This is a genomic window from Oceanirhabdus seepicola (assembly GCF_023684385.1).
Lineage (GTDB): Bacteria > Bacillota > Clostridia > Clostridiales > Clostridiaceae > Oceanirhabdus > Oceanirhabdus seepicola.
The window spans coordinates 418,921-438,969 of sequence record NZ_JAGSOJ010000001.1; the positions used below are offsets into that span (position 1 = coordinate 418,921).

Sequence of the window (20,049 nt, forward strand, 5' to 3'; positions counted from 1 at the left end):
CCCATATATGCCATCTACTAAATTAATACTGCTTTATCCATACTAAAAAGATATAAATATTTTTCTTTAACTTTTTTTCCAGTTACATATTCCAATGCATCTGAGTAATATTTTAACTGACTTTTATATTTTTCAATTACTTCATTCAGCGTCTCTTCAGTGACATAATCAGTCTTATAATCAATTAATTTAAATCCATCCTCTTCTTCAATATATAGATCTATTATCCCCTGAAGTTTTATAGAATCATCGTTATATTTTCCTCCATGTTCAAGTCCTCCAAGTTCTTGAAAAACTTCATAAGCCTTAATATTTAGAGCAAATTGACGTTCACGATATACTCTATCTTCTTTAAACGCCCTGACAATTTCTCCTCCTATTTCTGATTTTACTAAATTTAAGATTTTCTTAGGATTTACTGAATTCCCTTCTTCAAAGGTAATTAGTTCTTTGTTAATCATCTCATTTATCTGACTCTTGATTTCATCTATACTTTCTGTTCTACTAAAATCAATATATTGAACAACATTATGCATTGCTGTCCCCTTCTCAGCTGGTGTAAGTCCTTTTTTCTCTTCCATAAACAATGGTCGTTTCTTTAAAGATGGCATTACGCGTTCTTTAGTAACAGCTACTTCATTTGACATATCCATTGTCTGCTCTCTCTTCTTTAATTCTGTTACAGTCAATACAGTTGGTAATCCAATCCCTTCTTCAAATTCATACTTATATGACAACCTATCATCTACTGCATCTTTATATTTATTTGTAGTTTGTTCGCTAAGAAGTTCAAATATCTTCTGAGATATTTTTTCATTGTTTTCAACTCTCTTATCATTTAACATATCAATGATTTCGTATCTATCCCAAAAATGAACACTCCATCTAGAGTCATGATTAAACATTGAAAATGCTTCTGTAATAAGAAAATCATTTCTTTCTCTTAAGTTTTTACCATCCCTATGAAGAAGCAATGAGCTTACTATCCAATCCAAATAACTTTTGCAACCTAATACGCTACTACTCATTATTTTCCTATTATCATGAAGAAGACCTTTTGCTATGGATTTCAAATATTTATCAATATCCTTAACAGTGGATGTTAATATTAACTTTTCTCTTGCTCTTGTAAAAGCAACATAAAGTATCCTCATTTCCTCGGAAATAGTTTCCTTTTTCATTTTAGATTTTATTATTTCTTTATATAATGTGGGATAACTGATTCTCATATCAAGATTCACATAATCAGGTCCGAATCCTAATTTATCATGAAATAGGATATTACCATTAAGATCCTGTAGATTAAATTGTTTCCCTAGAGTACTTAAGAATACTATAGGAAATTCTAACCCTTTACTCTTATGTATACTCATGATTCTAACAACATTCTCATTCTCACCAATTACCTTGGCAGCCCCCATATCACCACTACTCTTCTTTAACTTATTTATAAAGTTTATAAAGTTAAATAACCCTTTATAACTTGTATTCTCAAAATTCTTAGCTCTTTGATAAAGTACTTTAAGGTTCCCTTGCTTCTGTATTCCACCACCAAGAGACCCAACAAATCCATAGTATCCAGTTTCAGTTATTAACATCCAGATAAACTGATCAAGTGGCATATACCTACTTTTCTCTCTCCACTCTTGTAAATTATCAATAAATACCTTTAGCGCATACTGCAGTTCCTCTCTTAATTCAATCTCTTCTTCAGAATTCAACTCTCCATTACTATATTTCACACATGCTTCATAAAAACTATCTTTTGGATTCCCCTTTCTAATATCAACAAAATCCTCAGGTAAAAATCCCCCTATAGATGATCTCATAGTTGCAATAAGATGAATATCTTGCATTGGATTATCAACTATATGCAATAATGATAATACTGTTTTTACCTCTACTGCTTCAAAGTATCCATTTCCCACATCAGCATAAACAGGAACTTCTCGTTTTTTTAATTCCTCCATAATAACTTCAGATGATGTGGATGTACTTCTTAAAAGAATAACTATATCTCTATATTGAGCATTTCTATATTCTTTAAAGTTTTTATCAAAAACAAGAAATTCTTTATTATTAATTAATTCACTTATCTTATTGGCTATGAATCTTGCCTCAATTTGAATTTTGGATAATTCTTCTTCCTCATCACTACAATCTTGAAATTCTATTTCTTCATTATCGGGGTTTTCCATTTCAATCATGTGTAGTTCTACATCTCCCCCGATTTCTCCTTCAACATTTTCCTCATCCCCAAAGAAAGCACCAAAATTTAATCTCTCTTTATCATCATAATTTAATTCTCCAGCTTCCTTACTCATTATTAGTTCGAATATGAAATTTACGCTATTTACTATATTTTCACGGCTCCTGAAATTCTTATAAAGGAGAATTTTTCTGTATTTTCCCTCTTCCTCTTTGTTATATATCTCATATTTATCCATAAATAACTTTGGATTAGCCTGCCTAAATCTATATATACTCTGTTTAACATCTCCAACCATAAAAATATTAGGTTCCCCTAAAGGTTCTCTTGAAATCATATTCAATATTACTTCTTGAACCATGTTAGAATCTTGATACTCATCTATTAATATCTCATCATATTTTACTCGTAATTCTTTAGCTGTGTTAGATGGAATATACCAACCATCTTTTATAATTTTTTCTCCATTTTCTTCTTTACTAACTAATAGTTCTAATGCATAGTGCTCAAAATCAGTGAAATCTATTAGCCCTCTTTCACGTTTCTTTCTCTTAAACTCATTATTAAATGATATTAGTAGTTCCTTCAATGAAATCATAATACCATACATGCTATTTATATCCTCAACAGCACTCTTTCCGCAGGAATTATTCAATTTATCTTTAATCTTCTCAATATTTTTCTTCACAGTATTTCTAATATCAGTAGCTCTATCCTTACTTCTTTTATCTTTAATATTTCTTATTGTCTTTAATCTTCCAAATGAAATGTTATTAATACTTCCAATCATCTCATCTAGTCCTTGAGTACCAAGGTGCATTGCTAATTCAATTGCTTCAAGTTCTTGTTTAAACATTTCCTCATAGGGAAGTAACTCTTCACAACTTAAAACAACATTTACTCCCTCTTCCATCTGAAGATAAGCTCCCCTTAGTTCTGAAAGAATATCCTCAATCAATATATCGCCCCATACAGTTCCATCCATTGATTCTCTATCACCAAGATTAAATTCTTCACACTTTTCTTCAAGCCATTTAAAAGGTTCAGGTAAACTCATTATCTTATTGAAAATACTAAGCAAAAGTTCTTTAAGTCCATTATCATCTCTATTTGAACAAAATGCCTCAACAAGTATTTCGAAATTCTTTTCTCCCTCTCTCATTCTTATATATTTCTCTTCAAATACCTCATCCATAGCTTCATTCTTTATAAGTTCTATCTCTGTTGGATCACACACTCTAAATCCTGGATCAATATCCAACATGTGAAAATTGTTCTTTATAACTTCTAAACAGAATGAATGTATAGTTGTTATGCTTGCCCTGTTTAGTAAAGTAAGCTGCCTTTGAAGATTCTTTGATGATTTATAATCACTGTCACTTTGAGCCATATTAATTGCTTCTGATATAGCCATTCCTATTCTCTCTCTCATCTCTGAAGCTGCAGCATTAGTAAATGTTACAATAAGTAATCTATCTATATCAATAGGATTTTCCTTGTGAGTTATCATCTCAATTATTCTTTGAACTAAAACTGCAGTTTTTCCAGATCCTGCGGCTGCTGCAACAAGAAGGTTGCAATCTCTGGTGTGTATTGCACTACTCTGTTCTTTGGTCCATTTTACATCTCCCATTTACTTTTCCTCCTCCTGTGTCATTTCTTTATCTTTATCTTTATCCTCTTCCTTTTCTGCTTTATCATCTTTATTTAAAATATCCCATATAACATTATCCTTAATATCATTAATAATCCTATAATTATTCTCTTTTAAAAGTGGATCAAAAGCACAAACATGAGAATAATCACAATATGTGCAGGGAGTATCACCTGTTGAAGTTTTATATGGCATAATATCAATATTCCCACTTAATATATTGGAACATGTCTCCTTTAGTTTACTACGTACATGTTCTCTAAGTAGTTCAAACTCCTCTAGGGAAGCCATATTAGTACCCGTTCCCTCTCTCAAACTTCCATCCTTCTTTAAACCCGCTGGAATTATTAAAGATAGTCCTTGGATATCATCATCCATCTTTGTAACTATTTGACTATCTTTCAATACAATTCCCTTCATTTTTAATTTCTTAAGTATTTCATCCTGTAATTTATCTATATTTATCTTTCCATTTGTCTTTATAATTGGATCATCAATTTTAAGATAGAATATGCCTGCTGGAAACACAGGAAGCGACTCTCTAATTTCTTCCCGTTTCAACATAGCATCAAGATAAGTAACTAATTGTAATTGAAGTCCATAGTATACCTGTGATAATTTTAATGATTTATTTCCTGATTTATAATCAATTATTCTGAAATACTCTTCTGAATCCATTATCAGTCTATCCACTCTATCTATTTTACCAATCAATTTCACCTTAGTTCCATTATCAAGTGTTATCTCTATTGGAGAATAATCTCTTCCCCCAAACTCCATCTCATACCCATAAGGCAAGAACTCACTTCGTTTCATATGCTGAATCACTACCCAAACAGATTTATTTAAAACCCTCTTAATTCTTCCCCCAAAATATTCATACTTAGGTGATGCTTTAAAAATTCTACCTATAGGTTCTTCCATTCCCGCTTCAATAATATTACTAATCTTATCTTTGCACCAGGAATCTTCAAGTTCATTCCACTGCCTTTTTTCACTCTCTACCTCTTTAGAAAATCTATCAATTACAGTATGCATGAAAGAACCAAGATCAGGAGCTGATAATTCAAATATTTTTCTATCCTTTGCTTTCAATCCATATCTTATAAAATACGAAAATGGACATTCATTATATTTTTCAAGCTTAGATACACTAAATAAATTATCCTTTGAATATAAGTTCTTAACACTATCCTCATTGAGACTCCCTACTTGATTCTCATAATCAAAAAATGTTATAAGACTTTCTATTCTCTCTCCATATCCATTATTTTGCTGAAACCATTTATATACCTCTCTCCAAAATTCGTGAATTTCTCCTTCTACCTCACCTTTTCTTATGGATAATATTAAATTATTAAACGCAGCTGTCTTACTAGGTATCAGTTCATCTATTCTCTTAGTTATAATATTGGTGTCTTCCTTTATTTTAGGAAAAATACTCTTCATTCTAGAAATAATCATTGAAGCCCTTAATGTCTTTCCTTCCGAATTTCCAACTGGATAACTCACCCTTAAAACTTTACTAGGGATTGATAATGTAGTATATATTAAATATTGCTCTTCAAAAGCCTTGGATTTTGTATCCTTTGCAACTTCAATCCCCTCTTCTCTTAAAGCAATCCTATCGAAATCTGATAATATCCCCTCTTCAAATTCACCACTTGGGAAAACTCCATCATTAACTCCTAATATGAAAAGATATTTTGTCTCATGACTTTTTATTCGCTCAATGCTACTTACCATAACTTGATCTAATGTATTTGGGATAAATCCCATTTTATGTTGTTGTAATCCCATTTTAAGAATATCTGTGAACTTATCAATAGTCATCTTACTTCCTTTGAATCCTTCCACCATCTGATCCATAACATCAATAATTACATTCCATATGTGACCATATTCACTTGAGAGTTCGCTTTCTCCTCTATTCTCGAACCCTTGTATCAATTCACTTATAATATCATACAGTCCTAGTTTATCCATGAAAGAAAATAGCCCAACTGCAATATCTTCACACATTCTATTTCCTTTAATAGAATCATGGAAAGGAGTTATATGTTGAATAAGTAACCTTCTTATATTATCTAATTTATTAACTCTCTGAACTATTTCCTTAAAATTCTTTTCTTCATCTCTATTCTCTACAGGAAGATCTCCTAAAATATCTATATCCTCCTGATCTAAATTTAATTCAACTTTATGTTTCTCTGGAATTTCACCATCTCTTATTATCTCAATTAATCTATTTTCATCTATTTCTTCTATCTCTTCTCCTTCAATGGATACATCATAATATTTATTAAACTCTTTCTTCAGATTAAACACATCAATTAATCTGTTATACCAAATTGAATCATCATTCCATTTTTTCTTCCCTTTGATTCCACTCATGAGTATGTAATTTTCAAGTAGATCTATCCCCTCTTGCTCCCATCCTAAAAGACCACATTTTAGAAATCTAAAAACAGACTCATAGTTCCATTTCCTATTGTATATTTCCATAGATGAGAGTAAAAGTATCACAATAGGATTGGATGATGCTTCTTTCTTCTTATCTATAAAAAAAGGAACGTTATTTTCACTGAATATTGATTTTATTATATTTTCATAGCTATCCAACTTTCGTGATACAACAGCTATTTCATTAAACCTTGCCCCTCTTTCTCTAACAAGCTTCAATATTTCACCTGATAGATTTTCGACTTCTGAATATGGATTCAACCCTTTAAATATACTTATATCTTTAACTTCTTTTTTATATGGATAAAATGGATATTTAAAATAATTCTCTTCTAAGTACTGTAATTCCTGACTTTCGAATCTCTTCTTATTGTTTTCACTCAAATCAATTGGTTCCTTTAATGAGATACCATTGTTCTCACAAATCTTAATTATTCTCTCTTCTGTCAAAATAATTGGGCTAAGCACCTCTGCCATTTCCTTTTCTCTAACATTTATATCCATATTTAAAGTAATATTAACTTCTTTGGCTCTATTTAATAGTTCTTCAATTATGTCATATTGTTGTGGAGTGAATCCACTAAATTCATCAATCCAAATTAATGATTCATCAAATATATGACAATCACCAAGCTTTTCTGCCATTAATTTCAAATCATCATCACTATCTATATATCCCTCATGTAATTTACTATCAAACTTTGAAAAAATATTTTCTAAATCATTTATTTTATTATATAGGAGTGTGTTTTCCCCTACTTTTATTTTTATATCATTTAATCCATCAGGTGTTACATTATATCTTTTAAATTCAGAAATTATAGTTAAAAGCTTATCTACAAAGCCACTATGTGCGGCTGCCTTTGAAAAAACTCTCAGTTCATCCTCTACCTCTTCTAAAACACTGTATAATATCATGCTTTTCCCGCACTTATCAATATGCTTTTTCACTACTCCTCCACATTCTTTAAAAACCCAGTAGGCCATTCTCTTAAATGTCAATACATATACATTATTGAGACCTACTCCTCCAATTGCTTCTATAACTTTCTTTTCACTTTGAAACGATAATTGTTCTGGTACAAGCAATATAAGCTTTTCTTTCTTATTGCCATTCACTCTTTTTTTTATTTCATCTATACAATAGGTACTTTTCCCCTTACCTGCTCTTCCATATATAAACCTTAAACTCATTATGATTCCTCCACTATCTTCTTTATTCTCTGTTTTTTATTCTTTTTCTCTATTATAACATTTCCATTAAAAGTTCAATCATTATATTTTCCCATTTATATAATTAAAAATCCTATTCATAGGTTACTTGGAAAATTATAAAGGAATTTTTATTGACTTATAATAATAACTATTATATAATAATCACTGTAGATAAGTTTTCTACACATTATTTTATATAAGGTTATATAAAAATTTAAGGGTCAAATTAATGTACTATTGAGGAGGAAATTATTATGAAACATGTTTGTTTAGTATGTGGTTACGTTCACGAGGGAGAGACTGCACCAGAAAAGTGCCCAGTATGTTCAGCAGGAGCCGCAAAGTTTGAAATATTAGATGAAAACAATATGAAATGGGTAGATGAACACGTAATAGGTGTTGCTCAAGGCGTTGACGAGGAAGTAGTTAAAGGGTTAAGAGAGAATTTCATTGGAGAATGTACTGAAGTTGGTATGTACTTAGCAATGAGTAGACAAGCTGATAGAGAAGGTTACCCTGAGGTAGCTGAAGCATATAAAAGAATCGCATTTGAAGAAGCAGAACACGCTGCAAAATTTGCTGAATTACTTGGTGAAGTTGTAACTACTTCTACTAAGAAGAACTTACAAATGAGAGTTGAAGCAGAATATGGAGCTAACAAAGGTAAGAAGGATTTAGCTACTTTAGCTAAGAAATTAAACCTTGATGCTATTCATGATACAGTTCATGAAATGTGTAAAGATGAAGCTAGACACGGCGCTGCTTTTAAAGGATTATTAGATAGACACTTTAAGTAAAAAAGGCCTAAGGCCTTTTTTAAGTTGAGAGTGGAAAGTTGAGAGTTGAGAACGATGGATGTTTCTGACTCAAGTCAGAAACTACATCTTATTGGTTATGAAACAATTAGGATTTTACTCCTTTCATTAATAATGAAACATTGTATTAGAAATTCACTATTTTGTCCTTATTCTATAGACCAACAAAATAAAACTATAGAGACTTTGATAATCCTCTATAGCTTTAATTATTTATTTTAATTTTAAGTTATTAATTTTTCCTATCAATTCTGAAGATATTCCATTTAAGTCTTCAATTAATTCTTCTAATTTCAACATATTATTGGTATTATTATCTATACTTGCTGACATTTCCTCAGTTGATGCTGAATTTTCTTCAGATGCTTTTACAATATTATTAATTTCATTTGTTATTATCTCTGAACCTGCTGACATTTCTTCTGTTGATGAAGATACCTCTTCAATTTCTCTTGATACTATACTTGTTGCTTCATATATTTTAGAAAACTTTTCGTCTAATTCACTAACAAGTTCAAATTCTTTTTCAGTTCTAACAGAAACCTCATTCATGGCATTTCCTGTTTCTTTAATTCCATTTTGGATTTCTTGTACCACTAAGAATATCTCTTCTACAGATTTATTAGATTCTTCTGCAAGCTTTCTTACCTCCTCCGCGACTACAGCAAATCCTCTTCCTTGCTCCCCAGCTCTTGCAGCCTCAATAGAAGCATTTAAAGCTAGTAAGTTAGTTTGTGATGCAATTGCTGAAATTGTATCAGCTATCATATTTATCTCTTGTGATTTCACTGTAAGTTGGTTGAAAAGATTATGTGTGTTTGTTACTACTTCTGTTATTTTATTCGAATACTCTTTAAGTTCATCCATAGTCTTGTCACCTTGCTCAGCTTCTTCAAATGCTTTATTACCTTCAACTGCTACTAATTGAGAGTTATTAGCTATCTGAAGAACTGCTCCATTTATACCATTAAGTTTTTCAGAAGCCTCTATAAGACTATTATTTTGAAAAGAAATTCTTTCTGAAATCCCCTTAACCGCTTCATCCATTTCTACAAATTCGTCAGTTGCCATATGTGATATATCATGTAATGTAACACATACTTCATCAACTTTAACAACAGTCTTATTTACCTTTAATAACATATCTTGAAGTGAATCTAACATTTCATTTATATACTCTGCAAGTGTTCCCATTTCATCATTACTTTCAATCTCTAATCTTTTAGTTAAATCCCCTTCTAAGTTAGACATATCTTTCATTTTTTCTACGATTATATCTATAGAGGCTGTCTGACGTTTTGTAATTCTATTAATTAAAAATCTTATTACTAGTAATGAAACTATCATAAAGATAATACCAATACCTAATATGATTAATTCAATTTTTATTAGCAAATCAAACTCTAAATCTACACCAATTATTAATTTACCATTCCCTGTAAGCAGAGGCACGTAAACTCTCATACTTTGAGAAATCTCTCTTAAGTTATTACTATTATTACTAACTACAATTTCTTCACCTTCAATAGCCTTGTTAAAGTATTTCTCATATTTGCCTGGATTATAGTTTTGTCCAATATTATCATTATCTGATTTATTATTATCATTTTCTGATTTATTGAAACAATATACCCATTGGTCATTTTCACTCTTTTCTAATATGTAAATTCCACTTATAAACCCTTTTGTATCACCCAATATCATATCTATGTTTTCATTAACTTTTTTCATGATTTCTTTATTATCTTTGATAGATTGTCCAACATCTAATTGAACCTCTTTTAATTCATCATTAATTCGACTTACCATGGATGGTATTACTATCTCAGTTATTTTCTTAGTCATTGAGTGCATACCACTATATAAGCCTACTCCAGCTAATAGAAATATAAATATCAATAATGCCATAATACTATTAGAAATCTTTTTTCTTAAAGTTGTTTTTTTCCTTTTGGATCCGTTAATCACATAACCACTCCCTATCTTGTATAATCATGTATAATTATAATTTAACATATTTTTCAGTTTATTAGTCAATTTATAATAAATTATAACAGAATTTTAATAATTTTAATATGATAAAGATTTATCTATGTTTTTTATATTATTAAATTCCACTAGTCTCCTTATATAAGATAAACAACATTTTCGCATGAGTTAAAATTCGCATTTGACTTTTTAAATGTAAAGCATTATAATTTCTGTATAAATTTACACATTAAGGAGGAGATATTATGAATAGCGGTTATAAAAACGAGCAAACTACAATTGATTATTATGATAGTGACTACCCATCTCTATATTTTTCAAAATACAAAGAAAACCTGGATAATACATTTCAGTATCAAGGCATAAATAAAGATGTTGAAAAATACCTAAACATTCTAGATAAATTAAATATACCTAATAAAGAAGTATTAGAACTATGTTGTGGAACTGGTCGAATTGCCCTTCCTCTTGCAAATGCAGGTTACATAATAACTGGGGTGGATATTTTACAGGGAATGCTTGATAAATTCAAAACTAATCTTAATGACAATTATCCAAATTTAAATGATAATATTTCACTTATCAATCAAGATATAACCTCTCTTTCACTAAATAAAAAATTTCAAGTAGCTATTTTAGGATTCAATGCTTTATTACAAATTCCTGATTTTAATAAACAGCTTAAAGCATTAGAATGCGTTAATAATCACCTTAATGAAGATGGTCTACTTTTACTAGACATTGTAAATCCTTTTATTCAGAATTTCAAAGGAGATAATACCCCTAAAGCAATTTTTACTAGACGAAATACAACAACCGGAAATACCTATACCCGATTTTCTCTTACTAGCCCAATAAATGCTGAACAAGTACAAGTACTCTCTGGTTGGTATGATGAAATACTTACTAATGGAAATGTAAAGCGTTCCCCCTATTCGATGAGATGGCGACTACTCTTCAGATATGAGTTAGAGATGATGTTGGATACAGCAGGATTTGATGTAGTAAGTATCTCTAGTGGTTATAATGATTCTCCTCTTGTTCCTTATAGTTTAAATATGTTTGTAAAGGCTAAGAAAAGGAGTTCAAAATATCAGGCTGTTGAAAAAGCCCAATCTCATCGTCACTAAGACTCGTTGTGCTGCTCGAGTACTATTTGTACACTCCTCTGCTCGCTCCTCTTGTTCCTTGACCTTGGGCTTTTTCAACGCCTGAAACTCTCAAGACAGAGAACAGAGCAAAAACAATATATTGTAACTTTGTCAACAAGCTAAAAATATTAATCTAATACCCATTATAAGTATTTAATTCTCAGAAATTCACGTTCCATATCCCTAATATTGAAATTTTTCTTTCATTTTATTTTGTTTAAAAAATATTTATGTTATTTTTGGTAATATTCCTTTGAAAGTTTGTCCTTTATGAGGTATATTTATAATAGTAAGAAAATTTATAATCTTAGATTAGGAGGCGGTATTATGAAGAAGCTTGTTTCTATTGAAAAAGCTATTTCTCATATTGAAGATGGAATGACGATAATGATTGGTGGTTTCCTTGCAGTCGGAACTCCTGAAAAGATAATTGATGCCCTTGTTGAAAAAGGTGTTAATAATCTTACAATTATTGCCAACGACACTTCATTTGTAGATAAAGGGTTAGGCAAATTAATTGCTAATAAGCAAGCTAAAAAAGTTATAGCTTCTCACATTGGTACAAATAAAGAGACAGGAAGACAGATGACTGAAGGCGAAACTGAAGTTATCTTAGTTCCACAAGGAACTTTAGCAGAACAAGTTAGATCTGCTGGTGCTGGTCTAGGTGGATTCCTTACTCCAACTGGTTTAGGCACAATTGTTGAAGAAGGAAAAGATAAAATCGTTATAGATGGGCAAACATATCTTTTAGAGAAGCCTCTTAAAGCTGATGTAGCACTTATCCACGCAACTGTAGTAGACGAAAAAGGAAATTGCTATCACGCAAAAGCTACAAAAAATTTCAATTCTCTTATGGCTACTGCAGCTGATGTTGTTATAGTAGAGGCTGAAAAAATTGTTCCTGTTGGTGAGTTAGATCCTGATATGGTCAATACTCCAAGCTTATTTGTTGATTACATAGTAGAGGGGGATAAATAATATGGATAAAGGTCAAATAAGAGAATTAATAGCTAAAAGAGTTGCAAAAGAATTTAATGATGGCGATGTTGTTAATCTTGGTATAGGATTACCTACTCTTGTTGCCAATTATCTTCCAGATGATATTGATGTTCTTCTTCAATCTGAGAATGGTTTTGTAGGACTTGGTCCTGCACCAGAGGAAGGAAAAGAAGATAAGGATATTGCAAATGCAGGTGCTCAACCCGTTACTATACTTCCTGGTGGAGCATTCTTTAATAGTGCAGAATCATTTACAATAATTAGAGGTGGCCATGTTGACGCAACTGTTCTTGGAGCACTTCAGGTTGACGCAAAAGGAAATCTAGCAAACTGGATGATACCTGGGAAAATGGTTCCTGGTATGGGTGGTGCTATGGATCTTGTTGTTGGAGCAAAAAAAGTTATAATAGCTATGGAGCACACTCAAAAAGGAAACCACAAGATTCTTAAAGAGTGTACACTTCCACTTACAGCAGCTAATCAAGTTAACCTTATTATCACAGAGATGGCTGTTATTGAAGTTACTTCAGATGGACTTATTCTTAGAGAGATTGGTCCTGAAGCAACAATTGAAGATATTAAAGCAGCTACTGGTGCTGATTTAATTGTGGCTGATGATGTGAAGAAAATGGAAATATAAACACACTTAAATGATTGTGAATGATGGAGAGTTCTGACTTGGTTCAGAACTCTCCATTTTGTTGGTCTTTAAAACAAGATATTTCCACTCATTTCACCTTTTAGATATAATGTTGTAGTTTTTATACAATGTTTCTTGTACCTTAGCTAAATGAAAGGAGTAAAATTCTATTGTTGAATGAACAATAAGATTTTACTCCTAACAATAAATGCTCTATAATTTTTTACTTTTATACTGGATTAAGGGTTTTGTAATATTTTAAATTTAATAGATAAAGATTCTGAAATTGTTTCATCTTCCAAAGAAGAAACACTATCATATATAATTAAACTATAACTTTCACCTGGAGTGTACTGTGATAATGGTACAACTTCAACATAATCTTCATTCACTTTTATCTCACAATTAAAAATCTCACCATTTTTATCAAGAATTACAATCCCTCTATCTGTATCATTACTTTCAACTTTTTTATTGAATTTAACAGTCCATGTTTTATTTGCCTTTACTTCATAATCAAATTTTGATTCTTTTCCATCAAAAGCATTTAAAAGGTTCTTTCTTTGAACTATTGAGAATTTGTTAAATTTCTCAACCCAAACAGATATTCCAGTAATATTTCCTTCTTTATCATATTGTAATTCACCACGTTCAAATTTATTTTTGCCCTCACTATCTTCTACAAGTACCATTAAAGACTTTAAAAACTCCTCACGTTTTGTTTCTTCTTTTGGTATTTCCATATCTTCAATAGGTAATGTTACTTCTGTCTTTCCAGAATAATTTGTTTCAAATACTAAAGGTTTTGCAACTAATTTTGCTCCTTTATCTAGTTTGTCTGTTAACTCATTAGCATCTTTAATTTCTTTTTTATTCGCTTCACGCATCTGAATTTTAATATCTTTTTCTTTTGAGTTAATAATAGTTTTCCTAGGAATTCTAATATCAATTTTATCTGTCTTAACTTTTAAACCAATTTTATTATCGCTTAGTTTATTTAAAAATCCACTTGTTAAATTTACTTCTATTTCGTCAGCTTCATCAATACTATCGTTTTCTAGTTGAATTACTGCAAATTTAACACGCTTATCTTTTAGTTCTTTTCTAATATCACCAAAATCTTTGTTGCTAACTATAACTTTATCCTTAATTTTACTGTTTGTATTTTCAGTTCTAGACACATTAAGCTTAAGTGCTGAAAGTTCATCAATAGCTTTATTTTTATTTATTGATCGCCACGTACTATGCTTAGGAGAATTTATCTCATCTTTATCTCGAGATTTATCTGTGTTATGATATCCATTTCTTATTTTTTGATAATTAGCTACTATATTCATATCTCCATCTACCGTAACGTTTATAGTGGGATTACTTCCTGTTATATCTCCAGTCCACCTCGCAAACTCATAGCCCTCTTTTGGAGTTGCTGTAAGCACTACTTCTTCTCCAAGCTCATACCCTTTTCTATTCGGCTCCCTGGTTACTATTCCATATTCACTTGTTACTTCAATAATATTATTCCTATAAACACCTTTCATTAACAAAGCATCTTGGAAAGAATAATCTTCAGTTATTTTATATGACGCAAGTACAACAATATCGCCCTCTTGCTGTACCATTAACCTACCATTCCTATCAATTGAGGCAATCGCATCACCTTCTAAAAGTTGCCAATCAACACTTTCAGAATTAACATTTAGCTTTTCTCCATTTTCTTGAACACCTACAAGTTTCAAATCAACTACTTCCCCTATTGAGATTTTCTCAAGGTTTGGTGATAAATACACTTTAGTAATTGGCTTTAAATCGCCATTAATCACTTGAATCTCAGAAGCTGTTTCATTGCCTACAGCATCTGTAGCAAAAATACTGATTATATCATTGTATTGGTTTTTGATTCTTATTGACTTTTCAAATCTACCTTTATCATCCACACTAACCTTTTCTCCATTAATAGTTAGTTCTGCCCCTGCATCAGTTGTTCCTTTTACAACAGCAATTCCATTTTCTACAATTCCATTTGATAACGGACTATCTAACAACAAAATTGGAGGTTTAGTATCAATATTAAACCTATATCTTTCTATAGCTATATCATTATTTTTATTCCTTGCAACTACATCAACTATATGTTCTCCATCTGTTAATTGAAAGAAATTAACATCAAAGTTTTCTCCACTTACATCCATATATTTTTTTGAATTTATATATACTTCAGCCTCAATTTCTTCATTTGCCTCAACATTGATAGTTATATTTCTCTCTGTTACTCCAATTGACTCTTTATCTTGACTATTAATAAATTTCTTGAATTTATGCTTACTATCCATTTTTATACTTACTTTTGGAGGTGTCGGCTCAGGTAAAAATACTTCTTCACTATAAGTAGTTGGTCCATAGAATTGTTTCCCATTTTCCTCTCCTACAGGGGTTATACCAATTTTATAGCTTTTACCCGTTTCAAGTCCAAGCATTTTACCAGAATTACTATCTGTATACTTTCCACCAATAACAGCTTCTCTCTTTTTCCCTTCAATATAAGCTGAGCCAAATTCTTCGATTATTTCATTTTCACTATTAAATACTTCTATATAATAGCCCTTTGTGTTTTCCTCATTACTAGGCACCCATGTTGCCTTTAAATATCCATTTCCATTTGCAGTACCTTCCACTGTTTTTACAGCCTCTGGTGCCTTATCATTGAAAATATGAATTTTTTCTGAATATATATTACTATAAGCGCTATCCTCTGTTGATAGTGCGACATTAATATAGTAGTTTCCTGTTTGAACGTCATCAGGAATATTAATATTTTTTGTCCCGAAAGACGGATCACAATCTTCAACTAGAAGTCTACCTACACTTTCCTTGTTATCTGATAAGTAAATATCTATTTTAGATAACTCTTTATAATTCTCACCTTCCCAGTTAACTATTATTTCTTCGCTAACTTTAAATTCTTTATCTCCATTTAAGTCTATACTTTTTAGTTCAGGTAATGGTTCAACTTCAGCCATTTTGGGTTCCATAATCTCATTTGAAATAACATTCCAGTTACCTTCTATTTTTTCAGTAAATCCTATAACCATATAATTTTGAGATTGTCCAACTTCATTCTCCCCTATTCTAGTGTAATAATTGTCACCTTCCTTTAACTCTAATTCTGTTCCATCTGGCCTAGTAACCGTTAAGCTTGGTAGGTTTCTTCCATAAGGAATTTCCAATAAATAATCACTTTTATTATTAAGATTTATAGTGATTTGCTTACTATCCTCTGACATTATTATTCCAGGCTCCGTTGCAACACTTGACCTAATAGGAAAGTCTTCTAAGGACGCTACAACATTATCATATGAATCAATATCAAAAATATTGTAACGAGTTTTTGGATTTATCATCTTCATATTCGTACCATAAACTATTGTACCGTCATTTTTATCATCTTTTACTTCCATTTCATATATTCCGGCTTTCGAGTCCATACAAATAAGTGGATAGACATCTCCATAAGCTAACGGATTTTTCGTTTTTACTGAAAAGTCTACATCAAATCCGCCATCCCAGTAATATTTACCAGCTATTCTTACTTTTGCTACCAAAGCATTTATCTCACCTGCACCCCATAGCTTTTTATTATTTATCCCCGCTGTTGCTCTTGCTAAAGTTTTTCCTCCAACAAAAGGCACCTCTTTAGGCACAACAAATTTAACTGAACCTCTACCTTCATACTCTATATCTGATATGTAAATTTCTCCATCACCTACAATTAACCCATCAGCGATATCGATAGTTCCTCCACAAAGAACATAAAAATCTTCATCTCCATCTGTATCCCAAGAACCCTCAATATAAGCAGTGTCGAATATTGGAACTTTAGCAATGTCTAAATCTCCATCTATTCTCATCATCCTTTTATTGAATCGTCCTTCGAACTCACCATCAAATTTAGGTATAACACTCACATCTGTTAGGACTACCACTGTAAATATTTCAGCACCACCATAATATGGATTAGTAAGCTGAGCTAAGTTTTCAACTCCGCCTCCAAGCTTCGTAATATATACAGAACCTGCCACGACAGGTATACCTGGTCTTCCCCCTCCTGCTAGTATAAGCTTATTTAAATACCATGTGTCATTTTCATTTTCTTTTACAATCTCAAATCTAACTTCCGCTCGGATAAGTCCTATCTGCGCTTCACCTTCCATTCCATAAATCTCATTAATTGTATCAATAGATACTTTGGCTCTAGAACCCTCTACTGCGCCATAATCTGGCATTTGAATATTACCTTCTGCCCTTAAACCTTCATAACCTTTCTTTGAAAAAAGCACATCATTTGCATCTATAGCTAAATCTCCACCTCCAAGGAATGGTAATTCAACATTTGCTCCAAAGGACAACATATCCTTATCATTTTGATTTGCAATAATAACTTCGTGTATATCTACCGGTAACCCTGATAGCATTATGTTAAGAAATGCTCCTATCCCCTCTAGGTTAACCATAACTAATTCCTCTGGTGCATTTTCACGATCACCCTCAAGGGTATAGTTTTGTCCATCCTTAAGTGCTATAGAGAACTGGTCTAACCAAAAATCAAACCCACTACTTGTATTTACTCCTAAAAGCCCTGCACCTTGTATATATATATATGTATCCTCTATCAGATCTAACCTAATATTGGGTCCAAAATTAGGAATATCAATACCTGGTACTTTTGGAAAATCAATATCACACTCCATGTCAGGCATCTTAAAATCTAAATTAAAACTCAACTTAGGAAGATTAAGATCTACTTCAGGTAACTTAAAATCTAATCCCAGCATATCCAAGTTTACGTCCATATCTAAATCCAAATCAATATCTAAATCAAAGTTAGGTATTAAATCAAAGTTAGGTATTGGATCAAATTCATAGTCAAAATCAAAATCCGGATCAATATTAAGTATCTGCTGTTTATTGTCCGATACCACTAAAGGTACAGATGAACTGTATGTCAGAATATCATTAATAACAGCTTTTTTATTGGCTGAGTAAATTAAATACTTTGATAGTTGTCCTTTTTTATCTCTAACTTCTCTCACATCACCTTTTATAGTAAGAAGAACTTTTCTCTCTTCATCATGTCCATCTTGATCTGAAAGTTTTTCATAGTATTCTTTAAGCTTGTTTAATTGTTCTTCTCCTTTTAAAGGTAATACTCTATAAAAATAATTTGCTTCTCTAAAATACTCATCATATGAAAAATCCTTCACTATAGCTAATATCCCATAGTTTCTTGTTAAATACTTTTTATCTTTAGTAACAGTGATCTTAAATGGTAAGGTAGTTCTTTTTCCATTCTGATCTTCAATTATTATAGATTGTTGCCCAGGAGACATCGACTCTTCAAGTGTGGCTAAAATACTTGTATCATCTAAGACCGCAATTTGACTAGATGGTATTTTTGTTTCCTCTCCTGTTAATACGTTTTTGAGAAGTAGTTTCCACTTATTTGTATCCTTGTACATCTCAAAACCTGCACCTTTTATTGTAAAAGATCTTTTTCCACTATAATACATTTTACTTGGACTTACAGTATTATAGTGAATCTTTGGAGGTGTTCCATTAATACTAGGTACTAAAACAAATCTGTTTGTACTATATATTTCTTCCCTATTTACTTTGCCATCTTCTTTAATGTTTCTTCTATCATAAATATCAACCCTATATTTTATCATCTTATATATGCTTTGTGGAGTAGCTCTTACCTTCCAAGTAAAGGCATATTGTTCATTTTTCTTTAATATTCTATTGGTCTTTGTACTTACTTCACCTTCAACTAACTCTATCCCATCTTCAAATTCTAGTTTAGCTGTAAGATCATACACTTCCTCTGAACTAGCCAGATTATTTTCTATATATGCCGTTATTGTAAATTCTTCTTCCTCATAACCGTCTTGATTTTCATTTACACTTAATTTAGATATAGAAGATAACTGAGCAGCGTATGTGTATTCCTTCTCTGGGATTTCACCTATACCGTAATACGTTTCTATATATTTAACTTCACCTGCTGGCAATGGTTTGGGTTCCCAATAAAATGCTATTGCTGTATCTTTTTTTCCATAATTACTTTCTATCGTAAAGTTCAGATCATTATTTACAGTGTATTCCCATGTTGTTTCTGAAAGACCTTGCCAATGTCCAACAATCATCTTATCAGGAGATATATTTCCCCACCCTTTTACAAATCCATAACCAATAATTTTAGGTGAAAATTCATTATCCGTTGAACGCCATACCTCTGGTATATCGTCAGTAAACTCAGTTTCAGTATCAATAAACCTATCCCCAGCCTTTACAGCTGCTCCATCATTTGTTCCTATCATGGTGTCAAGGAGTATCCGACTACCCACTTCAACATCTGTATTTGATTGGTTTTCTACCGCATACTGTACTAAAACATTTCCGTAATTAGGATTTTCTTTATCCTCAATTAGTTCAAGCTTTTGCGTTATAAGCACTTTTCCAACTTGCCATTTTGTAAATGTAGTTTTCCCTATTATTTCTGTTTTACCTACTATATAACTCTGCTTAGACAAGCTAAAACTGTAGCCCTCTCCAAATATATAATCTTCACCATCTATTCTAAAAGTAGTAAATGATGTATCTTGTTTTTTATCTTGAAAAAGAAGCCACTTATTTTTATCATGCTTTCTTAAAGGATTTCCTCCAACTGTCTTTATTGTAAACTTACCTTCTGAGTCTACTATATATTTTACTATCCCATTGTCTACTTGTTTTTCTGTATTTTCAACCGCCAATACTTCATGTATATTTTGGGGTAAAATATTTAAAATCATCGTGAAAGCAATTAAACACGCAATAAACCTTTTTAATAATACACTTATTTTTTTATACATATT

8 protein-coding genes are annotated in these 20,049 nt (G+C 31.3%); 4 read left to right on the forward strand and 4 right to left on the reverse strand.

What is annotated here, in order from left to right; all coding sequences use genetic code 11:
• Positions 1–17 precede the first annotated feature (17 nt).
• Both addA and KDK92_RS01935 read right to left on the reverse strand, forming a co-directional pair.
• Positions 18–3,842: a helicase-exonuclease AddAB subunit AddA gene (gene addA / locus KDK92_RS01930; protein WP_250857348.1), complete on the reverse strand. Its 3,825-nt coding sequence runs from the start codon at positions 3,840–3,842 to the stop codon at positions 18–20.
• Entirely contained in the window at positions 3,843–7,520 is a 3,678-nt protein-coding gene (locus tag KDK92_RS01935) for a PD-(D/E)XK nuclease family protein (protein WP_250857349.1), read from the reverse strand.
• 272 nt (positions 7,521–7,792) lie between these two features.
• Here KDK92_RS01935 and KDK92_RS01940 point away from each other — a divergent pair, with 272 nt between their 5' ends.
• Positions 7,793–8,338 carry an NADH peroxidase gene (locus KDK92_RS01940; RefSeq protein WP_250858607.1) on the forward strand — a complete coding sequence of 182 codons (546 nt, stop codon included), beginning with the start codon at positions 7,793–7,795 and terminating at the stop codon, positions 8,336–8,338.
• A 231-nt stretch (positions 8,339–8,569) separates the two neighbouring features.
• Here KDK92_RS01940 and KDK92_RS24750 read toward each other — a convergent pair whose 3' ends face one another.
• Positions 8,570–10,324, reverse strand: a complete 1,755-nt coding sequence (locus KDK92_RS24750) for a methyl-accepting chemotaxis protein (protein ID WP_250857350.1) — start codon at positions 10,322–10,324, stop codon at positions 8,570–8,572.
• Positions 10,325–10,590: 266 nt separating this feature from the next.
• On the opposite strand from KDK92_RS24750, the gene KDK92_RS01950 reads away from it, so the two are divergent.
• The 3 genes from KDK92_RS01950 (at position 10,591) to KDK92_RS01960 (ending at position 13,138) form a co-directional block, all read left to right on the forward strand.
• Positions 10,591–11,475, forward strand: a complete 885-nt coding sequence (locus KDK92_RS01950) for a class I SAM-dependent DNA methyltransferase (protein ID WP_250857351.1) — start codon at positions 10,591–10,593, stop codon at positions 11,473–11,475.
• 348 nt (positions 11,476–11,823) lie between these two features.
• On the forward strand, positions 11,824–12,477 hold the full coding sequence (locus tag KDK92_RS01955; RefSeq protein ID WP_250857352.1) for a CoA transferase subunit A: 654 nt from the start codon (positions 11,824–11,826) through the stop codon (positions 12,475–12,477).
• Between the two features lies 1 nt (position 12,478).
• On the forward strand, positions 12,479–13,138 hold the full coding sequence (locus KDK92_RS01960; protein ID WP_250857353.1) for a 3-oxoacid CoA-transferase subunit B: 660 nt from the start codon (positions 12,479–12,481) through the stop codon (positions 13,136–13,138).
• Positions 13,139–13,377: 239 nt separating this feature from the next.
• Here KDK92_RS01960 and KDK92_RS01965 read toward each other — a convergent pair whose 3' ends face one another.
• Positions 13,378–20,046, reverse strand: coding sequence for an InlB B-repeat-containing protein (locus KDK92_RS01965; RefSeq protein ID WP_250857354.1), 6,669 nt, complete (start codon positions 20,044–20,046; stop codon positions 13,378–13,380).
• Between the last annotated feature and the right edge of the window lie 3 nt (positions 20,047–20,049).

Excerpts from the sequence above, each read along its gene's own strand:
- KDK92_RS01960 (WP_250857353.1), top strand. The coding sequence starts at position 12,479 with ATGGATAAAGGTCAAATAAGAGAATTAATAGCTAAAAGAGTTGCAAAA.
- addA (WP_250857348.1), bottom strand. The coding sequence starts at position 3,842 with ATGGGAGATGTAAAATGGACCAAAGAACAGAGTAGTGCAATACACACC.
- KDK92_RS01965 (WP_250857354.1), bottom strand. The coding sequence starts at position 20,046 with ATGTATAAAAAAATAAGTGTATTATTAAAAAGGTTTATTGCGTGTTTA.
- KDK92_RS01955 (WP_250857352.1), top strand. The coding sequence starts at position 11,824 with ATGAAGAAGCTTGTTTCTATTGAAAAAGCTATTTCTCATATTGAAGAT.
- KDK92_RS01950 (WP_250857351.1), top strand. The coding sequence starts at position 10,591 with ATGAATAGCGGTTATAAAAACGAGCAAACTACAATTGATTATTATGAT.
- KDK92_RS01935 (WP_250857349.1), bottom strand. The coding sequence starts at position 7,520 with ATGAGTTTAAGGTTTATATATGGAAGAGCAGGTAAGGGGAAAAGTACC.